19 protein-coding genes are annotated in these 22949 nt (G+C 51.9%); 11 read left to right on the top strand and 8 right to left on the bottom strand.

Going from position 1 to position 22949, the window contains the following annotated elements:
- Positions 1–11: 11 nt before the first annotated feature.
- A complete protein-coding gene (gene nblS, locus NDA02_RS06590; RefSeq protein ID WP_348254659.1) occupies positions 12–2012 on the bottom strand; it encodes a two-component system sensor histidine kinase NblS in 2001 nt (666 codons plus the stop codon).
- Between the two features lie 149 nt (positions 2013–2161).
- Positions 2162–3433, bottom strand: a complete 1272-nt coding sequence (purD, locus tag NDA02_RS06585; RefSeq protein WP_348246319.1) for a phosphoribosylamine--glycine ligase — start codon at positions 3431–3433, stop codon at positions 2162–2164.
- 430 nt (positions 3434–3863) lie between these two features.
- Between purD and NDA02_RS06580 the strand changes: the two genes are divergently transcribed.
- Positions 3864–5183 (top strand): tetratricopeptide repeat protein, encoded by a 1320-nt coding sequence (locus NDA02_RS06580; RefSeq protein WP_348254657.1) that lies wholly within the window; start codon positions 3864–3866, stop codon positions 5181–5183.
- A 65-nt stretch (positions 5184–5248) separates the two neighbouring features.
- Here NDA02_RS06580 and NDA02_RS06575 read toward each other — a convergent pair whose 3' ends face one another.
- Positions 5249–5443 (bottom strand): hypothetical protein, encoded by a 195-nt coding sequence (locus NDA02_RS06575; RefSeq protein WP_348246323.1) that lies wholly within the window; start codon positions 5441–5443, stop codon positions 5249–5251.
- A gap of 481 nt (positions 5444–5924) precedes the next feature.
- Between NDA02_RS06575 and NDA02_RS06570 the strand changes: the two genes are divergently transcribed.
- From NDA02_RS06570 to NDA02_RS06560, 3 genes are all read left to right on the top strand, one after another.
- A complete protein-coding gene (locus NDA02_RS06570; protein ID WP_190792368.1) occupies positions 5925–6281 on the top strand; it encodes a rhodanese-like domain-containing protein in 357 nt (118 codons plus the stop codon).
- A gap of 94 nt (positions 6282–6375) precedes the next feature.
- Entirely contained in the window at positions 6376–7467 is a 1092-nt protein-coding gene (gene hrcA, locus NDA02_RS06565) for a heat-inducible transcriptional repressor HrcA (RefSeq protein ID WP_190792367.1), read from the top strand.
- A gap of 117 nt (positions 7468–7584) precedes the next feature.
- On the top strand, positions 7585–8529 hold the full coding sequence (locus NDA02_RS06560; protein WP_348254727.1) for an FTR1 family protein: 945 nt from the start codon (positions 7585–7587) through the stop codon (positions 8527–8529).
- 129 nt (positions 8530–8658) lie between these two features.
- Here NDA02_RS06560 and NDA02_RS06555 read toward each other — a convergent pair whose 3' ends face one another.
- On the bottom strand, positions 8659–9726 hold the full coding sequence (locus NDA02_RS06555; RefSeq protein ID WP_190794463.1) for a fatty acid desaturase: 1068 nt from the start codon (positions 9724–9726) through the stop codon (positions 8659–8661).
- A 265-nt stretch (positions 9727–9991) separates the two neighbouring features.
- Here NDA02_RS06555 and NDA02_RS06550 point away from each other — a divergent pair, with 265 nt between their 5' ends.
- The 4 genes from NDA02_RS06550 (at position 9992) to NDA02_RS06535 (ending at position 13377) form a co-directional block, all read left to right on the top strand.
- Complete coding sequence (locus NDA02_RS06550; RefSeq protein ID WP_190794462.1) at positions 9992–10747, top strand: histidine phosphatase family protein; 756 nt, start codon at positions 9992–9994, stop codon at positions 10745–10747.
- A gap of 307 nt (positions 10748–11054) precedes the next feature.
- Complete coding sequence (locus NDA02_RS06545) at positions 11055–11954, top strand: hypothetical protein (protein ID WP_190794461.1); 900 nt, start codon at positions 11055–11057, stop codon at positions 11952–11954.
- 86 nt (positions 11955–12040) lie between these two features.
- Positions 12041–12520 carry a 2-C-methyl-D-erythritol 2,4-cyclodiphosphate synthase gene (gene ispF / locus NDA02_RS06540; protein WP_348254656.1) on the top strand — a complete coding sequence of 160 codons (480 nt, stop codon included), beginning with the start codon at positions 12041–12043 and terminating at the stop codon, positions 12518–12520.
- A 158-nt stretch (positions 12521–12678) separates the two neighbouring features.
- Positions 12679–13377, top strand: a complete 699-nt coding sequence (locus NDA02_RS06535; protein ID WP_190794467.1) for a PHP domain-containing protein — start codon at positions 12679–12681, stop codon at positions 13375–13377.
- 15 nt (positions 13378–13392) lie between these two features.
- Here NDA02_RS06535 and NDA02_RS06530 read toward each other — a convergent pair whose 3' ends face one another.
- Complete coding sequence (locus NDA02_RS06530; RefSeq protein WP_347277931.1) at positions 13393–14817, bottom strand: septal ring lytic transglycosylase RlpA family protein; 1425 nt, start codon at positions 14815–14817, stop codon at positions 13393–13395.
- Between the two features lie 376 nt (positions 14818–15193).
- Here NDA02_RS06530 and NDA02_RS06525 point away from each other — a divergent pair, with 376 nt between their 5' ends.
- Positions 15194–16084, top strand: a complete 891-nt coding sequence (locus NDA02_RS06525) for a DUF3598 family protein (protein WP_190794459.1) — start codon at positions 15194–15196, stop codon at positions 16082–16084.
- On the opposite strand, the gene NDA02_RS06520 is transcribed toward NDA02_RS06525, so the two are convergent.
- The gene (locus NDA02_RS06520; RefSeq protein ID WP_190794458.1) at positions 16059–16286 is read right to left on the bottom strand and encodes a hypothetical protein; all 228 of its coding nucleotides are present in this window, start codon (positions 16284–16286) and stop codon (positions 16059–16061) included. The two genes, NDA02_RS06525 and NDA02_RS06520, sit on opposite strands and share 26 nt — an antisense overlap.
- A gap of 256 nt (positions 16287–16542) precedes the next feature.
- Between NDA02_RS06520 and NDA02_RS06515 the strand changes: the two genes are divergently transcribed.
- On the top strand, positions 16543–17124 hold the full coding sequence (locus NDA02_RS06515; protein ID WP_190794457.1) for a chromophore lyase CpcT/CpeT: 582 nt from the start codon (positions 16543–16545) through the stop codon (positions 17122–17124).
- Between the two features lie 273 nt (positions 17125–17397).
- On the opposite strand, the gene NDA02_RS06510 is transcribed toward NDA02_RS06515, so the two are convergent.
- Positions 17398–18864: a leucyl aminopeptidase gene (locus NDA02_RS06510; RefSeq protein ID WP_190794456.1), complete on the bottom strand. Its 1467-nt coding sequence runs from the start codon at positions 18862–18864 to the stop codon at positions 17398–17400.
- A 415-nt stretch (positions 18865–19279) separates the two neighbouring features.
- On the opposite strand from NDA02_RS06510, the gene NDA02_RS06505 reads away from it, so the two are divergent.
- Entirely contained in the window at positions 19280–21508 is a 2229-nt protein-coding gene (locus NDA02_RS06505) for a transglycosylase SLT domain-containing protein (protein WP_348246334.1), read from the top strand.
- A 354-nt stretch (positions 21509–21862) separates the two neighbouring features.
- Here the strand turns inward: NDA02_RS06505 and NDA02_RS06500 are convergent, their stop codons facing one another.
- A complete protein-coding gene (locus tag NDA02_RS06500; protein ID WP_190794454.1) occupies positions 21863–22579 on the bottom strand; it encodes a heme oxygenase (biliverdin-producing) in 717 nt (238 codons plus the stop codon).
- Positions 22580–22949 lie beyond the last annotated feature (370 nt).

The raw sequence follows: 22949 nt of genomic DNA, 5'->3' as shown, positions 1-22949 counted from the left end.
CTCTCGATGTGCTATGCGTCGCTGGAAACCGGACTGGCAGCAATGCTGACCGTCTTAACTTCTTTTATCCGATGCTCGGTGGGGGTCAACTCGTGGGGGAGCGCTGCGCCTTCCTTAAACACTGCCAAATCAAACCAGAAAGTCGTCCCCATGCCCACTTCGCTCACCAGATAGACTCGGCTATGGTGCTTCTCGATAATATTGCGAACGATCGACAGTCCCAGTCCGGTTCCTTCCAGCGTATGCACCCGGTTCTCGACGCGGAAAAAGCGATCGAAAATAGCTTCCTGATCTTCAGGGTCGATGCCGATACCCGTATCGCAAATTTCAACCCGTACATGGCTGGGGGGCTGTTCGTCCTTTGACTGAAGGAGATAGGCGCGAATCATCACCTTACCGCCTGCGGGCGTAAACTTCAGACCGTTGCCCATCAGGTTAGAAAACACTTGCAGCAGCAGATCGTAGTTGCCAAAAACGGGCGGCAAATCTGGTTCAATGTCCTGACACAGCTCGATACCTTTGTCTTTGGCATTGAGGCGATGGGTTCGCAGCGTTTGCTCGATCGGCTGCACAATCTCCACGGGTTCCATGCTGTATCGTTTGTTGGATTCCAGTCGAGACAGATCCAGCACATCGTTGACCAGGCGGGTGAGGCGATCGGTTTCCCGGTTTGCGGTGTCGAGAAATTCGCGCCGTTCGACTTCGCTCAGATCATCACCGTACTCGTGCAGCGTTTCAATAAAGGATTTGATGTTGAACAGAGGAGTCCGCAGCTCGTGGGAGACGTTACTGATAAACTGGCTTTTCGCCTCGTTTAGTTCGGCTTCGCGGGTAATGTCCTGCACCGTGATCGCAATGCCTTTCACCGCTTCGCGATACTGATCCAGCACTGTCGTCAGCAAAATTCGCACCGTTCGGTTGATTGGCTCCGGGATCGTAATCCGAAACTCTGCCCCATCCCGCATCTCCGCTGGAGGCTGCCCGGAAGCGAGCTGATATAGGGGACGGGTTAATTCGGCACTAACCGCATTCGGCAGGTGGTACAGCACGTTTTGACCCAGCACGTCCTGAGCATCTTCCCAGCTAAAAATCCGCTCAGCCGTCGGATTAGTCAGGATGACCTGCATATTGGTATCCAGCAGCACGGCTCCATCCGCGATCGTCGAAACCAGGGTTTCCAGCTTGGCTTTTTCGGCGGTCAGCTCCTCAATATTCTGCTCTTCATAGCGTTCAAGCCGCTCTGCCATTTCGTTAAAGCTAAGGATCAGCTCCCCCAGTTCGCCACCCAGGGGCAAATCAACTCGTTGCTTAAAATTTCCGGCAGCAATGTTTTTCACGCCAACCAGCAATTCTTTAATTGGCTTAGTAATCGTTAGCGCGTTAAAGACCGCTCCCAGGATTACCATCACCCAGATTGAGACAAATACAGCGATCGTCACATCCCGCGTCAAGTGCGAGGAGTTAACCACCGTGGGATTCGGATTGATGCCGATCGCCAACACGCCCAGATACTTTCCGTCGTGATTGAGCGGTACAAAGACATCGGTGACTTCTCCAGCAGGGGTAAGATGCTGGCGTACCATCGGCGCATCTAGATTTGCTGCATAGTTTTCGGGAAGCTGCATCCGGCGGCGAATCGTCAGCGAATTTTGCACCTCGGACTCTGAGAAGGGAATGCCAAAAAAGATATTGCCATCCTCATCGGCATACAGCATATAGCGAACGCTGGAAGTGCTGCTATAAAAGCGGTGGGAAAAGCGGGCAAGCTCCGTGCGGTTATTTTCGCCCACCAAGGGCGCGACGTTTGCCGCTAGCAGTAGCCCTAAATCCCGACCAAAACGGGTGTCGTTCAGGCGGGCATCTTGCTGAATAGTGTTCACTGCCCAAAAGGTTAAGCCACTCATAATGAGCGATACGACCAGCGTGGCAGCCGCCATCAGGCGAGTCTGAAGTGTGAACTCAGACCACCAGCGATCGATGATTGCCTTAATTCGATAAAGCAGCTTCAGCAAGGGTCGCTCAACTTGTCACAAGAGACTGTAGATAGATTCAGGAGATAGATTTGGGAGATGGCTTCGGGCGGATTATCCCTAGATTAACTCCTCACATCTTAATTTTTACAAAGTTTTGTCAAACCTGCATCGCTCGCCCTTCTAGTTGCTTATTGCAGAGCACGATGCCCAATATCGCGCCGGTAATACATACCCTCAAACTGAATGCAGTCCACCGCTTGATAAGCCTTCGCAGCCGCATCTTGCAAAGATTCGCCGATCGCCGTTACGCCCAGCACTCGCCCGCCGTCGGCAATGACCTGCTGATTGAACTTAGTTCCTGCATGAAAGACGATCGCCCCAGCCGCCTCTGCCTGCTCGATGCCTTGAATCGGCATTCCTTTGCGGTAGCTTTCTGGGTAATTCTCTGCCGCCACGACCACACACACCGACGCTCCGGCATGCCATTCCAGGGGCGGCAACCGATCGAGGGTTTGCTGAGTGCAGGCCAGCAAAACGGTTTCCAGGGGCGTTTCCAGCAGGGGTAGTACTGCCTGAGTTTCTGGGTCGCCAAATCGACAGTTAAATTCGACCACCTGGGGATTGCCTTCGGGCGTGATCATCAGTCCTGCATAGAGGACGCCTCGGTAGTCAATGCCGCGCTTTCTCAAGGCAGCGATCGTCGGTTCCAGAATTTCTTGCTGAATCCGCTCCATCAGGGCAGGCGTAACGATCGGGGCAGGTGCGTAAGCCCCCATGCCGCCCGTATTTGCTCCGGTGTCGCCCTCGCCGATGCGCTTGTGATCCTGGGCGGGAACCAAGGGGCGAATCGTGATTCCATCGGTAATCGCCAGCACAGAGGTTTCCTGCCCGCTGAGGCATTCCTCAATCACAACGGTTTGTCCGGCTGCGCCAAACTGTCCGTTAAATGCCGCCTCGATTGCCTCGATTGCTGCTTCAACCGTATCTGCGACCGTGACCCCTTTTCCGGCTGCCAGCCCGTCTGCTTTGACCACGATCGGCGCACCTTGTGCCTTCACATAATCGATCGCTGCTGTCGCCTCGGTAAAGACTGCCGCTTTTGCAGTGGGGATTTCAGCTTCTTGCATCAGGGCTTTTGCCCATGCCTTACTTGCCTCGATTTGTGCGCCCGCTTGCACTGGACCAAACACCGTGAGCCCCTGCGCTTGCAAATAGTCAGTGACGCCCGCCGCCAAGGGTAATTCTGGACCGACGACCACCAGCGCGACGTTGTTGACCAGGGCAAATCGTCCAATGCCCTCAAAATCTGTGACCGACAGCGCGAGATTTCGGCATCTTGCCAGCTTTGCCGTGCCCCCATTCCCCGGAATGCAAAACACTTCCTGCACCCGCTTGGACTGGAGCAATTTCCAGGCGATCGTGTGTTCGCGCCCGCCATTACCAATGACTAAAACTTTCACGCCTGACTCACCCTTACAAAGAACTTGCCCGTAAATTTCAATCTTGATTGAGCAACCTGACTGAACCTCATGTCAACTGCATATCAACTGCGATGTCCTGATTCTACCGACTACCCCGGGGGAAAGTGCTTCGCATCGCCTGCTCTATTCTCAGGGCACGAAAATTCGCAGCATTGATTGCAAATTTCATCTTACGAGTAAAAAATATACTCTTAATAATAATAAATAATAGTAGATTCTCAACCATCAGATCTCCATCTGCTCATCGGACAGCGAGTAAACTAGGGTCTGGTGTTCCGGTTTGCGTCAGGAAAGCTAAGTAAGCTGGTTAGAAACAAACCGTGCAAGACAACCATCATGTTGGTCAGTCGGCTGATCAGTCGGCAACTGATTGACGGCAGATGAACAGGCAGGATAACAGGAGAGGTTTATGAACGGGTTGATTAAACTCATGGGCGATGCGCAACAGTTTCCCCTGCGGAGCAACTGGCGTACTTGCTTGCTGGGACTCGCAATGCTGCTGACGTTTCCCCTCAGCACTCTGGCACAAACGCCTGCTTCCACGCCTGCTAGCCCGGAGAATGTAGCTCCAAATGCAGTTCCAGAAGGCGCAGCCTCAACCACCCCAGAATCAGAAACTGCCCCAGAAACAGCCATTCCAGAGAATGCGCTGGAGCCTCAGCCCGACCCGCTGCTGCCGGCCATGACGGTCGATCGTCCCTTGAGTCCGCCGGAAAAAGACGTGCTGCGATCGGCTCTGGTTGAACTCCAAAATCAGGCACTTGCCGAGCTTCAGGCAGGCAATATTCCGGGCGCATTTGAAATTTTTAATCGAGAACTGCGGTTGCGGCGATATCTCAGCATTCCAGAAGAAGTAGCGGCTTTGAGCCGAGTGGGTGCAGTCGCCTGGCGGCAGAGTCAAGTAACGGAACTGCGGCTAATCACCGAGCGGCTTCAGCAAATCGAACAGCAGATTGAGGCAAGACCCGAAGGCAATCCTAATTTGCCCTTCCGCATGGCTGAAGCGTATGAAACCATCCGGGCAAAGGATCAGGCAGTCGCACTGTACACTAAACTGCTGACCCAGGCACAGCAGCAGCAGAACGTGAATCGCCAAATTCAACTGCTCACCGCCCTGGGCAATCTCCATTTGTCCTGGTTTGAGTATCCCAGCGCAGCCGCCGCCTATGAGCAGCTTAGTCAGGTAGCCGAGGCAAAAGGCGATCGCACCACTCAAGCAACGGCACTTGAGCAACTTGCACGCATCTACACCGAAAACAATCAGCCGACCGAGGCGATTGCCAGTCAGCAGAAGCTCGTTGAGTTATATCGCAGCCAGCGCAACCTGCAGCCTGTTCCCGGACTTAAACTGGCAATGGGTGAAGGATTTGCTGCCCTGGGACAAACTGATGCTGCGATCGCCAACTACCAGGAAGCTTTTGCCGTAGCGCGATCGGTACAGCAGCTTGCCTATGCCAGCGATGCGCTTCAGCGACTTGCTACGCTTTACCGCACTCAAAACCGCTTCGATGAAGCCCTGGCAGCGTACCGACTCTTGCTGGATGTCGAGCAGCAGTCCTACAACACGTTGGGTATGATGAATACCTACGATCAGATCGGTCAATTGCTGAAGGAGCGGGGAAACCAGCCCCAGGCACTCGTCGCCTTCCAGCAGGGGCTACAGTTGGCTCAGCAGCTCCGGTATAAGGTGGATTACTTCAATACGCAGATTCAAACGCTGAGCCAGTAACCTTCTGCTGGAGGGCGGCGTAGAATGCGGCAATCCTCAGAAGGAAAACGCTGGGTTGGCGATCGTTACCGAAACGGCAGCGTCGGAAACTCGCTAATTAGCTGAACCCTCCCAGCCTGATCTGAGGTCGATCGCCACTCTGGTGCTGCATCGAACGCGGATTGAGACTGGCTCATTATTAGATACAGTGCAAAGGTAATGGCAGTTGCTTGAGTCCAGCGGGCAGCAACGTTGTTTCTTTCAGGAACTCTGACGGTCATCGGCTCTCTCCTTCACATCTGACGTCTCTGAAAGATATTGTTGACAGGATCTTCCCGATTCACATCAGCAGTTTACCGACTGGCTGTTTGAAGTTTTCAAAAAGAAGATGCGAGAATTCCGCGATCGTGCTGATGTCCCCCCGGGGAGGATTAGAGGGAGAGGAAGTGAGGAGGTAAGCAGGTCAGCGGGAGCTCAGCGGAACAGGTTGGCGAGACAGGTTATGCATGATGTGCCCCTTGCCTTTCGTTCAGAGTGGGCTTGCGGAAGTCGAGGGTTCCGGGTAATTTGAACTTAAGATTTTGAAAATATCTTCTTAACAAATCTTAGCTTAAGAGCAGATCTTGCTTGATTTGTCGGGGATTCACTTAAGTGATCCTTTACCAGATGAGTGGAATAGTCTGGAATTCACTCATGCCCCACTTTCACAGCGGCTCACTACCTTGAAGTATTGAAATTGAAGTATTGAAGAAGTATTAAAGTATGACAGCCCAATTTAACCCAACCTTTGATGCGATTACAGTTGAGCAACTGGCAGAGCGGCTCAAGTCACAGGATGATTCAGCGCAGCTTATCGATGTTCGTGAGCCCGAAGAAGTCGCACTCTCCTCCCTGGAGGGTTTTTTGAACCTGCCGCTGAGCCAGTTTAACGAGTGGTCAGGGCAAATCTTCAGCCAGTTTGACCCACAGACAGAGACGATCGTGCTGTGCCATCATGGAATTCGATCAGCGCAAATGTGCCAGTGGTTGCAGCATCAGGGCTTTTCTCAAGTAAAGAATGTCACGGGCGGCATCGACGCCTATTCTCTGAGAGTCGATCGATCGGTTCCGCGCTATTAATTGACTTCCCGATTTCTAGACGATTTCTGGACTGTCTTCAGTTTTCGTTCATTCTATTCCCATTCATTCTATCGGTTGCTCCGACGTTGCTCTTATGTCCTTCCCTGTGAAACTCAACTCGCGCCAGCAGCAGGTGTTTGGCGCAACAGTTCGCTACTACATTGCGACTGCTAAGCCTGTTGGCTCAGAAGCGCTGTTAGAAGAATTTAACCCCAGAGTTAGCTCAGCGACGATTCGAAACGCGATGGGCTATTTAGAAAAAGCAGGCTTGCTGTATCAGCCTCACACCTCTGCCGGGCGGATTCCCTCCGATTCGGGCTATCGGCTGTATGTGGATCAATTGGTCACGCCTTCGGACACACTGGCTCGTCAGGTTGCCCAAACGCTAACTGAACAGTTGAACTGGGAAGAAATGAGCCTGGAGTCACTGCTACGGGGGGCTGCTCAGATCCTATCGACGCTAAGCGGCTATATTGCCCTGGTGACGTTGCCCCAATCCAGCACAGCCCAGCTGAAGCATTTGCAGTTGGTTCAGCTTGATTCAGCGCGGCTGATGCTAATCGTGGTGTTAGACACCTACGAAACCCAATCGACCCTTGTTGATCTGCCACTTTCTGAGGATGAAAAGACCGACAGCGATCGCCTCGACCGAGAGCTGCAAATTCTCTCCAACTTCCTCAACAGCGAACTGCGGGGGAGAACGCTGAGCGAAATCGCCACGCTAGACTGGACAGAACTGGGGCGTGAGTTCGATCGCTACGCCACCCTGCTGCAAACCTCGCTGCTGGAGCTGAATCAGCGTCGTCGCCTCTCCCTCTCTACGCAGATTTTGATCAACGGTGTTGCCGAAGTCCTGAAGCGACAGCCCGAATTTTCTGAGCTTCAGCAGGTTCAGCCGATCGTGCATTTGCTGGAATCTGAGCAGGATCAGCTCTGGTCGCTCATTTTTGAGTCGGCAGACTCGGAAGGAACGGGTAAGCGAGTCTCGGTACGAATTGGGGCAGAAAATCCGCTGGAGCCGATGCGCTCCTGTGCGTTAGTATCTGCTACCTACCAGCGCAACTCCATTCCTGTCGGCAGCGTCGGAATGCTAGGGCCTACTCGGATGGTGTATGAAAATGCGATCGCGATGGTCGAAGCGGCGGCAGATTATTTGTCAGAGGCGATTAGTCAAAGCCGGGAATGAGGGGAGGGGTCGATGGGTTGATGAGGGGTGCGCAGGTTCGCTCCCTTGAATTTCGCGCTGGAACCTTTACGCTAAAAGGGTAGAACTTTTCTCTCATCGCTCTCAGGAAAACGCATGATGGATTGGAGTGCGGCTCTGCCGACGTTTGTGGTAACGCTCCGCGAGGGCGTTGAAGCGGCTCTTGTCGTGGGCATTGTGCTGGCGTATCTCAGCAAAGCAGGGCAGTCTCGCCTGAATCGCTGGGTCTATGCGGGAATTGGGGCTGGCGTTGCGGCGAGCGTGGCGATCGGCATTGTCTTGAGCAGCGTCTTGGCGGCACTTGAAACGGCAAATCAGCCCAGCGCCAAACTCACTAAAGAACTACTGGAAACCGGATTTAGTTTACTGGCAATCGGCTTATTAAGCTGGATGCTGATCTGGATGACCCAGCAGGCAAAAGCCTTGAAGTCCGAGGTGGAAGGCGCAATTACTTCTGCGCTTGGCAAAAGCGAAAACGGCGAAACTGGTACAGGCTGGGGCGTGTTTGGACTGATTGCGATCGCCGTACTGCGCGAAGGCTTCGAGACGGTTCTGTTTATCGCGGCAAAATTTCAGCAGGGCTGGCTTCCGGTAGTCGGAGCCGTGGCAGGGCTAGCAGGCGCAACGGTGATCGGCGTTTTGCTATTTCGGCTGGGTGTCAAGATTAACCTGCGGCAATTCTTTCAAACCATGGGGGTGCTGCTGTTGCTGATCGTTTCGGGCTTAGTCGTGTCTGCGCTGCGCCATTTTGATCGGGCAATCGGACTGCTGGCGCAAATCAATCCTGATACAAACTGGTGTATTGGTCAGGGGTCATCCTGTCTGCTGGGTCCGCTTGTATGGGATTTGAGTAGCATTCTGCCCGATCGTCAGTTTCCGGGAATTCTGCTGAAGGCACTCTTTGGCTATACGCAAACGCTCTATCTAGCGCAGGCGATCGGTTATATCCTGTTTCTAGCAATTGTGGGAGGGCTGTACGGTCGCAGTTTAACGGATCGCAAGCAATCTCCTCATTCAAGTAAGACTGCTTCGGAGCAGAGCTAACTTAGCTAATCAAGCCAATCAAGCCAATCAAGCCAACAAAGCCAATAAAGCCAAAAAAAAGAGGATGGTTATCCATCCTCCTGGAAAGGCTATATGACTTTTTAAGCCACCAATTCGATCGCCTTAAATCTAGCGGCTGTGATAGTCCTGAAATGACTGATAGCCCTGATCAGCGCTGTAGAGATGGCAGCGATCGGTAATTTCTTGCATCAGTGCCCAGGAAAACTCGGTTTCGTAGAGATAGCTGCCCCAGTTTTTCCGCAGGCTCTCGTGTGCCATTCGCAAACGGTAGGACGGAATTGCTGTTGAGAGATGGTGCGGCACATGCACATTAATGTGATGGCAGAGCCATTCCACCCAGAAAGCATACTCGCAGTGAACCGTACCCGAAAGCTGAGCCAGTGCCTCGTGCCACTGATCCGGCTCCTGGAAGGCAATGTCGGGCATTGTGTGGTGAACTAGCGTAAAGGTGCTCATCCAGAAGTGATACACCAGCCAGGGCATTAGCCAGAACTTCACGACGCCCCAGAAGCCCGTTGTCACAAACAGCACGGGAAATGCAATCGCCGCAAACCCAATCACCACCAGCACCGAAAATTTGGCTTGTTCTCTGGCTTTACCCTGAAATTGCCGCCAATCAAAATGCAGCTTACCCCAGTGGCCGATCGACCCAAGCCACCAGAAACGACCACGTACCCGACGATAGATCCACTGCAGCGCAAAGTCAAACTGGGTGTAAACCTCTGGACGAAAAGGTTGCCACGCATTGTCCACGTCCATTTTGTTGGTGTACTTGTGGTGGTGGTTGTGCAGAATCCGCCAGGCATGAAAAGGATAAATCAGCGGCAGCATCAGGGTGTGTCCCACCAAATCATTTAACCAACGCTGCTTTGCAAACGATCGATGTCCGCAGTCATGCGCCAGAACAAAGAACCCAGTGAGGGCAGTCCCAGTAAATACCCACAGTACAGGCAGCAAAAACCAGGGAGCGACACTCAACCCCCAGTAGCCCAAACCCACCATTAACACGTTAAATCCAAGAGCAGACCACGCTTGCCGCATATCTTTTTGAAAGCACTCCCTGGGCAGAGTTTTGAGGATGTGCTTCAGACGCAAAGGATTGTCCTTGAGGGGAAGCTGCTTTGCATCGATCGGAATAGACGAGATTTGTTCAGGCGGGTTAGTCGATAGGGTCATGCAATTGTTAGAAGAAGGGAAAAACAAGTAGCAGGAATCAGCTTGCCCCACAAAAATTTGAGCAGGCAATCCTGAATTAGCGTATATTGTGACAAAAATCAGGCGGCAAAAACAAGCAAACGCCAGTCGTCCTTCAGGACGGGCATTCTGTCACAAAACTTAGTCAGCTTATCATATATTCGAAGCATCCATTTGAAAATCCTGACCGCCGCCAGCAAGTCAGCAAAATTGAGGTATCCTCAGAAAAAAATTGAGGAATCAGGCCATGAAGCCGCTCAAGCTGCTGTTTATCCGTCATGCTCAGTCGGTGGGCAATCAACAAAAACGCATGCAGGGGCACGGCGAATTTGAGCTTTCGGCAGAAGGCAAACGACAGGCAGAAAAGCTAGCGCATCGACTCCTAAACGAAGCCTGGAAGCCCTCTTGGGTCTACAGCAGCCCTCAAAAACGCGCCGTACAGACGACCGAAATCTTACTGTCGCGGTTTCTGGCTGAGCCGCTGCCTGCGGTGGTGAGCGATCTGGTTGATGATCTACTCGATCCAATCGAGCCTGGAATCGCTCTCTCAACCACGCAATCGATTCCCGTGGAATATGCCGACGAACTGCGCGAATTTCAAAACGGTATTTTTCAGGGCTTAACCTGGGCAGAAGCCAAAGCCAAATATCCTGAGCTTTGTGAACAGCTTGAAAACTCGACCGACTGGATTCAAATCCCTGGTGCAGAATCGCTCGAAGCCGCTCGCAGTCGTTCCCGTGCGTTTATGCTGCGACTGCTCGATCGCCACCAGGACGGAGAACAAATCTGGATCGTTACCCATAGCTGGATTATGCAGCACTTGATAGCCGAACTTCTGGGCTGCGATCGCTCCTGGAGACTGCATCCCCGCAATACCGCACTGTTTGAATTTTGGATCGATCGATCGCGCTGGCATCGCACCGACCAAAACCGCTTTAACACGGATTTATGGCAAATTCGCCGCTTTAATGACCATCACCATCTAGCGTCCAACCCTGTTTAGAGCATCTCCATTCAATTGATTTTTTTATTGATTTTTCCCTTATAGATTGATGGAGGAAAATTAATTTAGTGAATTTGATGAGCGGTTTGCATGAGAAGGCGACAAAATTCGGTAGAATTGCACAGCAAGATTTCCGATCGAATCAGGAGAGTTCTCAGTCGCTAGGGTTGGTCAGTGTGAGTCGAAATCAATCGGAATCGAGCAGGATTGCAATGGATTCACGTTTCTTGAGCAATTGATTTGCCCAAGTTAATCGCCCGAATTAATTGCCCAGATTCAATCTCCATTTATTACGGTAGAAAATACGATGGATGACATTGCAAGACAAGCACGCCAAGGCAGCGTCTCCGCAATCATTCAGATTCTGAACGAGAAGTTAGCCAGTTCTGGAGTGAGAACTAGAGCCGTTCTAGCTCAAGGGGTTTTGCAGCTTTTGTGTGAGGCGGCAAAGCCAGAGCAGCTTGAGCAGTCAATTCTGGTTCCCCAGGTGCAGCAGATTTTAGAGTCTATTCAACCGAAGCACATTCGTCGGGTTAATATCAATAGCCGAATTGTGCGGGAACAGCAGTTGCTCTGGCTGGAGGAAATCAGCCGCGATCGCAATAAACAAGTGCTGTGGGCAGAAGAAATTACCCTGAAGAAACCCAACTTCTTCCAGCGAGTTGCGCGAGACTGGCAGGACAATCAGCCCGACCCGTCGAAACCCACATTACCAAAAGCTTCGGTCAGCCGCCTCTCACGAGAAAAGCAGCAGTTCTGGCGTGGGTTGCTGGGTGGAGCTGTGCTTAGCCTGGGCGTGCTGGTTATTGGCTGGCTTCTGTACGAGCGTCTTGTGCTCGATCGTGCGGTCAGTGCGTCGTCCCCTGCTTCGTCAGCCCAAACTAGTTCGGCAAGTCCGGCTGCGGCAGGCTCTACTTCGATCTCGACTTCCTCACCCTCGGCTCCTGCCAGCCCATCGGTGGCTAACTCAGCCTCATCCGACCCTTTTGCGGAAGCAGTCCGGCTGGCTGAGCAAACGGCTGCTTCTAGCCGGACTACTCAAACTTCGGCAGAATGGTTAGAAGTGGCGAGTCGCTGGCAAAAAGCGTCCGATTTAATGGCTCAGGTTGCCTCAACGGATTCGCGCTATGCCACGGCTCAAAATCGCGTTGAACAGTATCGGCAAAACAGTCAGATTGCGCTGGACAAAGCCGCGCAGACCCAATAGCCGCCCAATCGCCAGCGATGGATCGCAATGCCAATTGCTATGATGCCAATTGCTATAAGTAGTTTCGGGCACGTCTCAATCGATTCATGAATCTCAGAATAGGCAACGGCTACGATATTCACCAGCTTGTGAGCGATCGTCCTTTGATCCTGGGCGGTGTTCACATTCCCCATCATTTAGGGCTACTCGGTCATAGCGATGCTGACGTGCTAACCCATGCGCTTATGGACGCGCTCCTCGGTTCTCTGAACTTAGGGGACATCGGGCACTATTTCCCGCCGACCGATCCACAGTGGAAAGGCGCAGATAGCCTGATACTGCTGCAAAAAGTGAATGAGCTAATTCAGTCACGCGGCTGGCGCATTAATAATCTGGATTCGGTGATTGTGGCAGAACGTCCGAAGATTAAACCCCACATTCCCGCGATGCGCGATCGGTTGGCAACTGTGCTCCAGCTTGACCCCGGCTGTATCAGCATTAAAGCCACGACGAATGAGAAACTAGGACCGATCGGGCGGGAAGAGGGGATTGCGGCTTATGCGGTGGCGTTGTTAATTCGGGAATAAGGGTGGATGGGTGAGTGAGGGGGATGAGGGGATAGGGAGATGGGTCTGCTTGAGTCGCAATCGGCTTGAACAGTGCGGGGTTAGACATAACGATCGGGGGGTTCGCTATAGTAGAAAGCGGACGTAAACGATCGTGAAGATAGATCGTGGAAAAAACTATGGCGATCGACCTGGCATTAAGTTCGAGTGTTTCAGCACAGGATAGAGACGCGCTACGGACAGTGTTTCAATCGTTGACTGTAACAAGCTGTCCCCGATCCTATAATTTTCACATGCATACCGTTCACTCAGATGGGCGGCTTCAGCCTCAGCAAGTGATTGCGCAGGCGATCGAGATTGGGCTGCAAGGACTGGCGATTACGGATCATCACAGCGTTGGCGGCTATCAGGTCGCGCAGCGATGGCTGGATCAGCGGCGCACTACTGACTCGGAAGCGGCGATGCCTCGGCTCTGGACTGGGGTAGAGATTAACGCCGGACTGCTGGATGTGGAAGTTCATATTCTGGGCTATGCCTTTGACCCGCAGCATCCGGCGATCGCCCCCTACCTGAATCGCGCAACGGTTGGGGGAGAAGGGTATCAGGCAGAACAGGTGATTGAAGCACTGCACCGGGCAGCAGGTTTGGCAGTTTTGGCCCATCCTGCCCGCTATCGGCGATCGCCCAAAGAGCTGATTCCGGCAGCCGCACAGGCGGGAATTGATGGGATTGAAACCTTTTATGCTTATGAAAATCCTTCTCCCTGGCAGTCCAGCCCCCGCCAAACATCAGAGGTGCAAGCTCTGGGACAAGCATGTGGACTCCTGAATAGCTGCGGTACAGATACGCACGGGATGAGCCTGCTGCAACGCTTATAGGAGCACAGCTTGTTGTCAGGGGTTTGCTGTCTCTGAAGATGCCGGGGTTTCTGCGCTGCTAGAGGAATCTACGGGTTGCAGTTGTTCCTCTGGGCTGGCTGCGGTTTGAGAAGAGTCGTTCGCTGCGATTTGATCCGTTGCATCAGTCGGGCTGTCAGTCGGAACTTCCTCGACAGAAGCTGCATCAAACGCCCCAGAAGAACGCTTCATAATGATTGCCTCGTAGGAAACCACGCCAGAAATTTCGCTGTTGAGGCAGCGCGCCGCTTCACGAGACAGATCTAGCGATCGATCTTCAAAGTAGGGACCGCGATCGTTAATGCGTACAATCACCGCTTTGCTCGTTTCCAGGTTTGTTACCTTCAAGTAAGTATCAAAAGGCAGCGACGGGTGGGCGGCAGTCAGCTCAGTCTGGTCAAAGGTTTCGCCTGTAGCAGTTAACCGACCGTGAAAATAGGGACCATACCAGGACGCGGTTCCTTCCAGGCGATCGTCGGTGACCACCAGATCGTGCATTTGTTTCTGAGACTCGACCAGGCTCAGGGCGGGAACATTGAGTGCCGTTCTCAGATTGTTAATCCAGGTGATGGCTAATAGCTCAGCACTGCGATCGAGCTGCAACGCTAGTTCGGGTTCAACCCAGAAGATCGGCACTTCACCTGCTTTACCGCCCGGTGTGCCGTCGAGCAGGACAGGTTTTAGCGTTTGTGGGTCAAAGTTGTCCATCTGAATGACCCGTTGCAGGCGTTCAGCCCATTGTTCTGCTTGCTGCTGCGTGGGAAATTCGGCGATCGGCTTGCCGCGCACCTGCACCTGAAACAGCGAAGTCAGGGTGGATGGAAAGGTTTCTGTTGCTTCGCCCAAACAAGACGGTTGGGGAAAATCGGCAGCCTCAGCAGGAGGAACACCCAAATCGTCCAATCCCAGCACATTCCAGCGATCGACCTCTAGAGGCGGCGGATTGATTTGCACCACAGTCACCAGGGGAACCAGGCGTAGTGCTTCGCTAATACCCTTTGTCCAGCGCGAGAGGTGGTTCACGAGTTGCAGCAGGCGATGGGATACGGTGCTGTTAGCAGGATAAGTGGGCGCAGTGACGGGATGAGTCTGAAGCAGATCAAAGGGGAGTTGGGCAACTGAATTGCTCAGCTCAGGCAACGCAAAAGCAGCCGTGATTTTTGTGACGCCTTCTGCCGAAGCAGCCGAAGCAAAGGAACTTGATAGAAAGGAACTTGATAGAGCAGTGGAGTGAGGTAGGGCTGACTGGGAAAAGAGCGAATCAATTGCCCTATCAGAAGAACTGCTGTGCAACATTAATTCCTTCACCGGAAACCTTACCAGCGGAGGCTTTACCAGTGGAGACTTCACCGTAGACGGAGCCTGTAATAGAACGGCAACCAACGGGGAGCTATATTGACTTGAAACCGATGCATGAGGCACTGGGGGAGAGGCATGAGCTGCTCTCAATAGAGCCTGTGTAAATAAACAACTACCAATCCAGGAAACAATCCACAACCAGGAAAACAAATTCATGAATCAAACAGTGAATGCTGCGGTAGATGAGCGCTAGGAACTCACGCAGATGGAATCAGGACAAAAACAGAATTAAGCTTGTTAAGCGAATTTTGTAAAATTTAATAAAGAGACTACGGAACCAGTACCTCCTTCAATAAACTGCTTCACATCGAAGACCATAATTGAGACCATAATTTTAGGAAGTACGGGCTGTCAACATAGGAGTCAACATAAACCATTCTAATCAATTACTCTCCTTTCACAAAAATCTCTTCCTAACGTTCTTAGAGATTATTAAAAAATGTCACATCTAAACGCAACTTCTCAATGGGATAGATTATTGCTGAATCTGGGCGTTTGGGAAGGATCATTTACCCGTCTTCAGACGGATGGTAGCGTACAAGAAGATGTGCGATCGATCATTACGCTAGATGGAATCAACAACAATCAAACCGTTCGCCAAACGATTCAGCACTTTAATGCAGACGGAACACTTCAGCAAAACAAAGTCCTGGAATACTCTTCGTTGAACCGCAGTACACTGTTTTTTGAAGACGGAGCCTTTTCACAGGGGTCGCTTCAGTTTGGTCCTTTTGCAGAATTTGGAGCGGAGTTAGGCTTCATTTTGGGCGATCGACGGTTACGGCTGGTGCAGCTTTTTGACCAGGACAGTCGGCTTTCTAGGCTGACGCTGATTCGCGAACATCGGCAGAACACTTCCCCCGGTCATCGTCCGCTGCTGACGGTTGACGCTTTACTGGGCAATTGGCAGGGCGAAGCCGTTACCCTTTACCCGGACTGGCGTAGCCCCGATCACTATCCAACGCATCTCTCGATCTGGCGAGAAGCGGAAAGACTGCACCAAAAATTGACCCTGCCCCAAATTGAAATTGCCTCCAGCGCAGCGATTCAGGGTTCACGGTTGCTGTTTGACCAGGGAAGCTTTCCGATTCAGGTTTTGCTGCTGCCGGATGGAGCTTCTTCTAATACGCCCCTCACGGTTCCCAGAGATAAGCCCTTCTTGCTAGAGGCAGGCTGGCTAATTGAGCCAAATTTGAGACAGCGCATGATTCGCAGCTACGACGCGCAGGGCGGCTGGAGCAGTCTTACTTTGGTGACAGAGCATCGAACCCCATCCGTGTTGAAGGTTGAATCAGGGTTGGAAGTTAAAGAGCCTCAAAGGTTGCCGTGAATCCGTCCAGCGTCATGCAGGCTTCGATAAATTCTTCGACATCATTGACGTTCTCAAGCTGATATTCCATAATTCGCCGCTCATCATCTTTCATTTTCTTAGAAGCCAGTAGTGTTGTTGGATACTGCTCGGCGATCGTCTTAAACTCAGTGCCATGGTCACGCCAGCTTGCCGCAGAACACTGAATGATTACCCGCCACATATTTGTTCTCCGTTAAATAATTCATCTCAATCGTGCGTCAGCCCTCATTCTGCCATCGATCGAGGCGTTTAATATGTCGTTTAGTCCTTAGTGCGATCGTCCTTCCTGCATCAACTTCACGCTGACATTGGCATTCCCGATTGTATTCACCGTCTCGTCTGATCGAATTACCCTGTCCAATGGCTGCCAGAATGTTTATTTTGCTACACAATCATAAACAGAGCACTCAAAACAGAGAATTCTTATTGCCTTTTTTATGTCTACCTTAGCGACGCTGACCCAGTGGTTGACAGGAGAATTCGACAATCAGGCTCAAGCCTTCAATCAGCCAATCTGGTTTGTGCATCTGCGGCTGTGGCATCGCCCTTTTCCGATCGCCATTGACGGACATCCCACCCTTTTTGCAGAGCAGGCAAACGCACTGTATCTCAACAATCCCTACCGGCAGCGGGTGTGGGTGCTGAAACCGACCGAGCAGCCCGCCCAGTTTCAGGCGCAGTATTTTGGCTTTCGTCAGCCCGATCGCGTGCGCGGCGCAGGATTAAATCCTGAACTTTTGAAGCGAATTACTTTAGAGGATCTGGAGCTCCTTCCTGGCTGTTGCCTCAGCATTCAGTTTCAGAATGACTGCTTTACAGCTAGCCCAGAACCGGACACAAAATGCTGCTTTCAGTACAACGGCGAAACTCGTCAGGTCGTATTAGGGTTTGAAGTCAGTGTCGATCGCTTTTTGAGTCTCGATCGGGGCGTTGATTCAACCACAGGACAGGCACTGTGGGGCGCAGTGATGGGAGCCTATGAATTTCAGAAAATTAAACAGTACTCCAGCCAAGAATAAACTTCTGGAACCCCACTGACATTCGCGATTGCTAAAAGATAAGTTCGATACCCGTAATCCTTCCTGATGCAAAGATACTTAAGCAGTGGTTCAAAGAAAACTCGGTGAGATGGGAGATGAGAGATGGGAAGGTGGGAAAATGGGGAATCGGAAGGTTGTTGATCAGACATTACGCTGAGTTCTTGAACCTCGTCGATCGCCCCCTTCACCGCTTTATCTATCAATTGAACACAATTGAACAATTGAAAATTCGCACCTCCTCATCCCCTCACCCTAACTCAACACCCAACTCACCAGCGTCCGCACCGGAAATCCTGTCGCTCCAGCATTATTGCAGCCGTTTTCTTTGTCTGCCCAGACAGGTCCAGCGATGTCCAGGTGCGCCCAAGGGGTTTCTTTGACAAACTGCTTTAGGAAGAGTGCTGCGGTAATTGCGCCGCCCGGTCGGGGTCCGGTATTTTTCATGTCGGCAACGCCTGACTTCAGCCCGTCGAAATATTTTTCTTCCATCGGCATCCGCCAGAATTTTTCGCCTGCGGTTTCGCCCGCCTGGGCAAGCTGATTGGCGAGCGACTCATCGGCTGTCCACATTCCGGCAATGTCATCGCCTAGAGCAATCACACAGGCTCCGGTCAGGGTTGCCAGATCAACGATCGCATCCAGTTCTAGATTCTCGGTGTACACCAGCGCGTCTGCTAGCGTTAGGCGACCTTCGGCATCGGTGTTGTTGACTTCGATCGTCTTGCCGTTAGAAGCAGTGAGAATATCGCCGGGGTGCATGGCGTGACCGCTGATCATGTTCTCGGTAACGGCACTGATGAAATGCACTTCCACATCTGGCTTGAGTGCGCCAATCGCCTTAGCTGCGCCCAGTGTAGCCGCTGCCCCGCCCATGTCGGTTTTCATCATTTCGATGCCGCTGCCTGCCCCTTTGACGTTTAAGCCGCCGCTATCAAAAGTGAGTCCTTTGCCGACGATCGCCACTCTCTTCCGGGGCGTACCTTCGGGACGATAAGTGATGTGAATAAACTTAGGCGGCAGGTCAGAGGCTTTTGCCACTCCCAAAAATGCACCCATTCCCAGCTTTTCGCAGTCTTCCTGCTCCAGAATCTGGATGTCCATGCCGTACTCACGGGCGATCGCTTCGGCGGTTGCTGCCATCACAGGCGGCGTCACAATATTTGCGGGAGCGGCAACCAGTTCACGGGCAAGAATCACGCCCAAGGCAATTTGGCGGGCACAAGTCAGGGCAGCGTCTTGACCGCCCAAACCCAATAGCTCAATCGTCTCCAGCTTTGATCCTTTCTCTTCGGTATCCGACTTAAACCGATTGTCCTGATGCAGTGCCAGTTCAATGCCTTCGCCGATCGTCTGTGCGGTTTGTACACGGTCGCTGTTCCAGACGGGCAGACTGATTCCTAGCGTTTTTGCTTTCTCCCGCTTGCCCAACCGAGCCACAGCGGCAGCCGATCGCCTGAGGGTGTCTAGCTTTAGTCCGTCTGCTTTGCCCAAACCAACGATCGCGACTTTTTTAGGCAATGTTCCGGTGCGCGTAACTGCCGTACTGCCTTCTTTCCCCTTAAACTCGACTTCAGCAATTAGCTCAGACAGGACGCCGTTAAATTTGCGATCGAGTTCTGCCAAATCGCCAGATAGCTCAACGTCGTCTTCAAACAAGCCAATCACTAAACAATCGCCCGACCACTCTAGCCGGGGTGTGTCAATTCCTCGAAGCTCCATGCTTGACATCACCTGAAAAGAACTTTCCTCCAGTATTGCGTATTGTTTTGAGTTTGGATCTCCGTTTGAACCTCGTTCGTGAACCAACAGAACTCATCGTTATCAATCAACAAAATTCTGCTTACAGATTGGTTAAGCGGTCGCAACTGTCCCACATTGCCCCTAGGCCCGCATTGCCCTGATTGGAATAGGCTTCCCGATCGTTCAAAGCCTTCTAGAATTGAGGGATTTAGGGAGCCAGCAAACCTCAAGCACTAAACCCAAAAACTTCTCGTTTCCCCGGTAGAAATGGAGGGTGAGGGGGCAGTTCGGATCGCAGCTTTAGTTTTCAAATATCCGCTTCGTAAACATCACCGCGATTCGCTCAGCATTTGTTAAAGTGACTGAAGTTTAACTGTCCTCTTCCCCCAGCTTCATGCTCAAGCTCCCCAAAAAGCAAGTGCTGCTGACGGCGATCGGTCTAACCGTGCTGACAGGTGCGACTGCCTCCGCCCTGACGCTGACCGGAAAAATTCGCCATGTACCCTTGATCAGCTCCTGGTTTCAATCTTTTGAGTCGATTCCAGCACAATTAAATTCGGCTTCGTTCAATTTGACTTCGGCGCAGGACTCAGCGGTTTTGCCTCTGGCAACTCAAGCGGCGGCAGAACGGGCGGCAAAGCTGGAAGCAATTGCTAAGGGTTCCCCTTCGATCGATCGAAGTCGTGCCCGCTATTTACTGGCAAGCGATTTGATTCAGCAGGATCATGGCGGTAAGGCACTGCCTTGGCTGAAGGGACTGGAAAAAGAGTACCCTGTGCTGGCAGCGCAGATTTTGGCAAAGCGGGCGCAGGCTTACCGCGCAACTGGGAACTCTGCCCAAGCTGAAGCGACCTGGAAGCAGCTTGTCGAGCAATACCCTAAAGCTCCGATCGCTGCAGAAGCATTGTTTCAGTTGGGCAAGCAAAATCCGCAGTTTTGGGATCAGGCGCTTGACCAGTTTCCGGCCCACCCCCGCAGCGTTGAAATTGCGATCACGCGATTAGAGAAAGAACCCAACCAGCCAGGAATGCTTCTGCTGCTGACACGTCACGCAGTCTATCTGCCTAATATTCGCGGCATTCTCGATCGTCTAAGAACCGAGTACGCCCGTCAACTCAAGCCTGAAGACTGGGAGGCGATCGGCTTTGCTGCCTGGGAAAATGGGCTGTATGGCAGTGCGGCTTCTGCCTATGCCAAGGCTCCAAATACGCCGCTGAATTTCTATCGGGCGGGACGAGGGGCGCAGCTTAACGAACAGGGGCAAACTGCTTACAATTTCTATAATCGCCTGGTTCAGGCTTTTCCCGATGCGAAGGAAACCGGGATGGCACTGGTGCGTCTGGCTGACCTGGCAGAAACCCCGCAGGCGGCGATCGGCTATCTCGATCGAGCCATCAACCAGTTTCCCAACGAAGCAGCGGAAGCTCTGCTGAAAAAGTCAAAGCTGCTGCAAGCGATGGGCAGCAATGAATCGGCTCTAAAAGCCCGACAGTCGATTCTCACGCAGTACAGTGCATCGGAGACGGCAGCCGAAATCCGTTGGGAGCAGGCAGAACTTAACGCCAAAAAGGGCGATGCTCAGGCTGCCTGGGAATGGGCGCGGCAGGTTGTAGAGCAAAATCCTGACAGCGAACTCGCCCCTGAAGCTTCTTTTTGGGTCGGAAAGTGGGCAACTACACTGGGCAAACCGCAAGAAGCTGCGAAAGCGTTTGAATACACCCTGAGCCAGTACCCGCAATCCTACTATGCGTGGCGATCGGCAAGTAGTCTGGGTTGGGAGAACGTAGGCGACTTTTCCTCGGTTCGCACCAAGCAGCCCCAGGTTGTCAAACCCGAAATTCGTCCCGATTTGCTGGCAGGCTCAGACGCGACTAAAGAACTATATCGGCTGGGTCAAAAACGCGACGCCTGGTCGCAGTGGCAAGTGGAATTCACGAACTATCGTCAGCCCACTGTGGCAGAACAATTTACCGATGGACTGCTGCGCCTTGGTGTGAACGACAATCTAGACGGCATCTATATGCTCTCCAGTCTGGGGTGGCGTGACTCCGCTGCTGAAAAAGCAGAGGCAAAAGCAATCAAGCAGCAGCCCGCTTACTGGCAAGCACTCTATCCGTTCCCATATCTGAAGCCGATCGAGCAAGCCGCCCAACAGCAGCAAATCAACCCGCTCCTGATCACTGCCCTGATGCGCCAGGAATCCCGCTTTGAACCGGAAATTGTTTCTGTGGCAGAGGCGATCGGCTTAATGCAAGTCATCCCGGAAACGGCGGAGTGGGTGGCAAGCCAGATTAACCTCAAAAACTACAATCTCAAGAATCCAACCGACAATATCAAAATCGGAACCTGGTATCTCAACTACACCCATCGCGAATATCAAGACAACTCTTTGCTTGCCGTTGCCAGCTACAATGCGGGACCGGGTGCTGTTGCCGAGTGGGTGCAGGAATTTGGGGCGATCGATCCTGATCAGTTTATTGAACGCATTCCCTATCCCGAAACTAAGGGGTATGTTACTTCGGTATTAGAAAACTACTGGAACTATCTACGAATTTATAACCCGGAAGTGTCTGCAAAGCTGGCTCAGTTTTCTGAAAACCATGCTGTGCTTCATCGCAATTAATTCAGTTACTGAAAACCTGGAAGAACCGGGTCTGGATCTGACCCTAAATAAAACTCGACTAACAAAACTTGGCGTTGCTGAATCGAAATATGAAGAACCCAAGTGAGCTCCTGCATCGCCCCCTAAATCCCCCAATGCTGGGGGACTTTGAAGAGTAGTTCCCCCCAACTTTGGGGGGCTAGGGGGGCGAATCAATACTTAAATTCAGCAACGCCCCAAACTTGACCAACAACTAAGGTGCCAGTTCTCAAGTCTCTTTCACCCAATCACAAACGATTTGCCTGATGACGGTGTGAAAAAACCTGAAATCTGACACCTGATGACTCAATGAGCCAATGTCTTGATTTGTTCGCCCTAGTCAGCGGTTGCCAGCTCGGTTGCGCCGCGAGTCCGGCGACGAGTCAGCGAGTTAAACAGCATTTGACCGATCGCCTTAATCAGGTTGCCTTCCAACTCGTTGAACAGCTTCATGTTCATACCAAAAGCATCATTGGCTTCTTCCACAATGCGATCGGCGGTTGCTTCATCGATGGGCAGTTCGTCCAGTGTTTGGCGATACTTTGCCTTGAATGCCTTCTCGTCGGAAATGTCCTGGAATTCGTAGAAAGCCGTGCCTTCACCTTCAGCCAGGTTCATAGCGCGCTGCGCAATGTTCTTGAGAATTTGTCCACCAGACAGGTCGCCCAGATAGCGCGTGTAGGAGTGGGAAATCAGCAGTTCGGGGCTGTTGTTGGAAATGTCACGAATGCGCTGCACATAAGCTTCGCCTGCAGGGGAAAGCTCGATTTGCTCTCGCCAGTTGTTGCCGAAGTAGTAGCGCATGTCTTGTTCCAGACTCGCTTTGCGGTTCAGCTCAGAAAAGTAAATTTTAGAAACAATAGGGTGTTCCCGGTGACGCTCCATTTCTTCTTCCATCGCGGAATACACGAAGTAGAAGTTTGCTGCGAGCTTGCGGTAGGAATTTTTCTCTACCACGCCTTTGAGAAAGCACTTCACAAAACCGACGTTTTCCGCCATCGTATGGGCTTTTTTCGTACCCTCTCTGAGCTTTGTTGCGAGATTACTGCTCATGCTAAAGTTCCTACTCAACGTCTCAATTAAGGTTTGATATGGATAAACGGGTTACCGAATTTCGGTGACTGCACCTGAGAACACGAGGTGCTTGAAGGAAAAACTATATCGAAAGGCGCACCTAGATTGTTACAGTAAACTGATTTGATGAGCGTTTGTGTTAAAAATTCTTACGCAGGTGGGATGATCGGTTGCAAAAATTAAAATTTACAAGGGGAGTGTTTTAAGAATCCAGGGCTTGAGAGCTGAGGAAAACGATTCAGTAGAACCATAATGAAAACTATCTTAGTAGAACCATAATGAAAGGAGCTAACTGAGAGCCAACAGCGATGAGGCGGAAACAATGAGGCAAGAAAAATGAGGCAAGAAC

Source organism: Leptolyngbya sp. ST-U4, from assembly GCF_039962215.1.
GTDB lineage: Bacteria > Cyanobacteriota > Cyanobacteriia > Elainellales > Elainellaceae > Leptolyngbya_A.
This window is presented reverse-complemented; position numbering and strand designations above follow the sequence as displayed.

Excerpts from the sequence above, each read along its gene's own strand:
- NDA02_RS06515 (WP_190794457.1), top strand. The coding sequence starts at position 16,543 with ATGTCTACCTTAGCGACGCTGACCCAGTGGTTGACAGGAGAATTCGAC.
- NDA02_RS06500 (WP_190794454.1), bottom strand. The coding sequence starts at position 22,579 with ATGAGCAGTAATCTCGCAACAAAGCTCAGAGAGGGTACGAAAAAAGCC.
- NDA02_RS06505 (WP_348246334.1), top strand. The coding sequence starts at position 19,280 with ATGCTCAAGCTCCCCAAAAAGCAAGTGCTGCTGACGGCGATCGGTCTA.
- NDA02_RS06570 (WP_190792368.1), top strand. The coding sequence starts at position 5,925 with ATGACAGCCCAATTTAACCCAACCTTTGATGCGATTACAGTTGAGCAA.
- NDA02_RS06520 (WP_190794458.1), bottom strand. The coding sequence starts at position 16,286 with ATGTGGCGGGTAATCATTCAGTGTTCTGCGGCAAGCTGGCGTGACCAT.
- NDA02_RS06550 (WP_190794462.1), top strand. The coding sequence starts at position 9,992 with ATGAAGCCGCTCAAGCTGCTGTTTATCCGTCATGCTCAGTCGGTGGGC.
- NDA02_RS06560 (WP_348254727.1), top strand. The coding sequence starts at position 7,585 with ATGGATTGGAGTGCGGCTCTGCCGACGTTTGTGGTAACGCTCCGCGAG.
- NDA02_RS06575 (WP_348246323.1), bottom strand. The coding sequence starts at position 5,443 with ATGACCGTCAGAGTTCCTGAAAGAAACAACGTTGCTGCCCGCTGGACT.
- ispF (WP_348254656.1), top strand. The coding sequence starts at position 12,041 with ATGAATCTCAGAATAGGCAACGGCTACGATATTCACCAGCTTGTGAGC.
- NDA02_RS06545 (WP_190794461.1), top strand. The coding sequence starts at position 11,055 with ATGGATGACATTGCAAGACAAGCACGCCAAGGCAGCGTCTCCGCAATC.
- NDA02_RS06555 (WP_190794463.1), bottom strand. The coding sequence starts at position 9,726 with ATGACCCTATCGACTAACCCGCCTGAACAAATCTCGTCTATTCCGATC.
- NDA02_RS06525 (WP_190794459.1), top strand. The coding sequence starts at position 15,194 with ATGTCACATCTAAACGCAACTTCTCAATGGGATAGATTATTGCTGAAT.
- hrcA (WP_190792367.1), top strand. The coding sequence starts at position 6,376 with ATGTCCTTCCCTGTGAAACTCAACTCGCGCCAGCAGCAGGTGTTTGGC.
- NDA02_RS06580 (WP_348254657.1), top strand. The coding sequence starts at position 3,864 with ATGAACGGGTTGATTAAACTCATGGGCGATGCGCAACAGTTTCCCCTG.
- NDA02_RS06510 (WP_190794456.1), bottom strand. The coding sequence starts at position 18,864 with ATGGAGCTTCGAGGAATTGACACACCCCGGCTAGAGTGGTCGGGCGAT.
- NDA02_RS06535 (WP_190794467.1), top strand. The coding sequence starts at position 12,679 with ATGGCGATCGACCTGGCATTAAGTTCGAGTGTTTCAGCACAGGATAGA.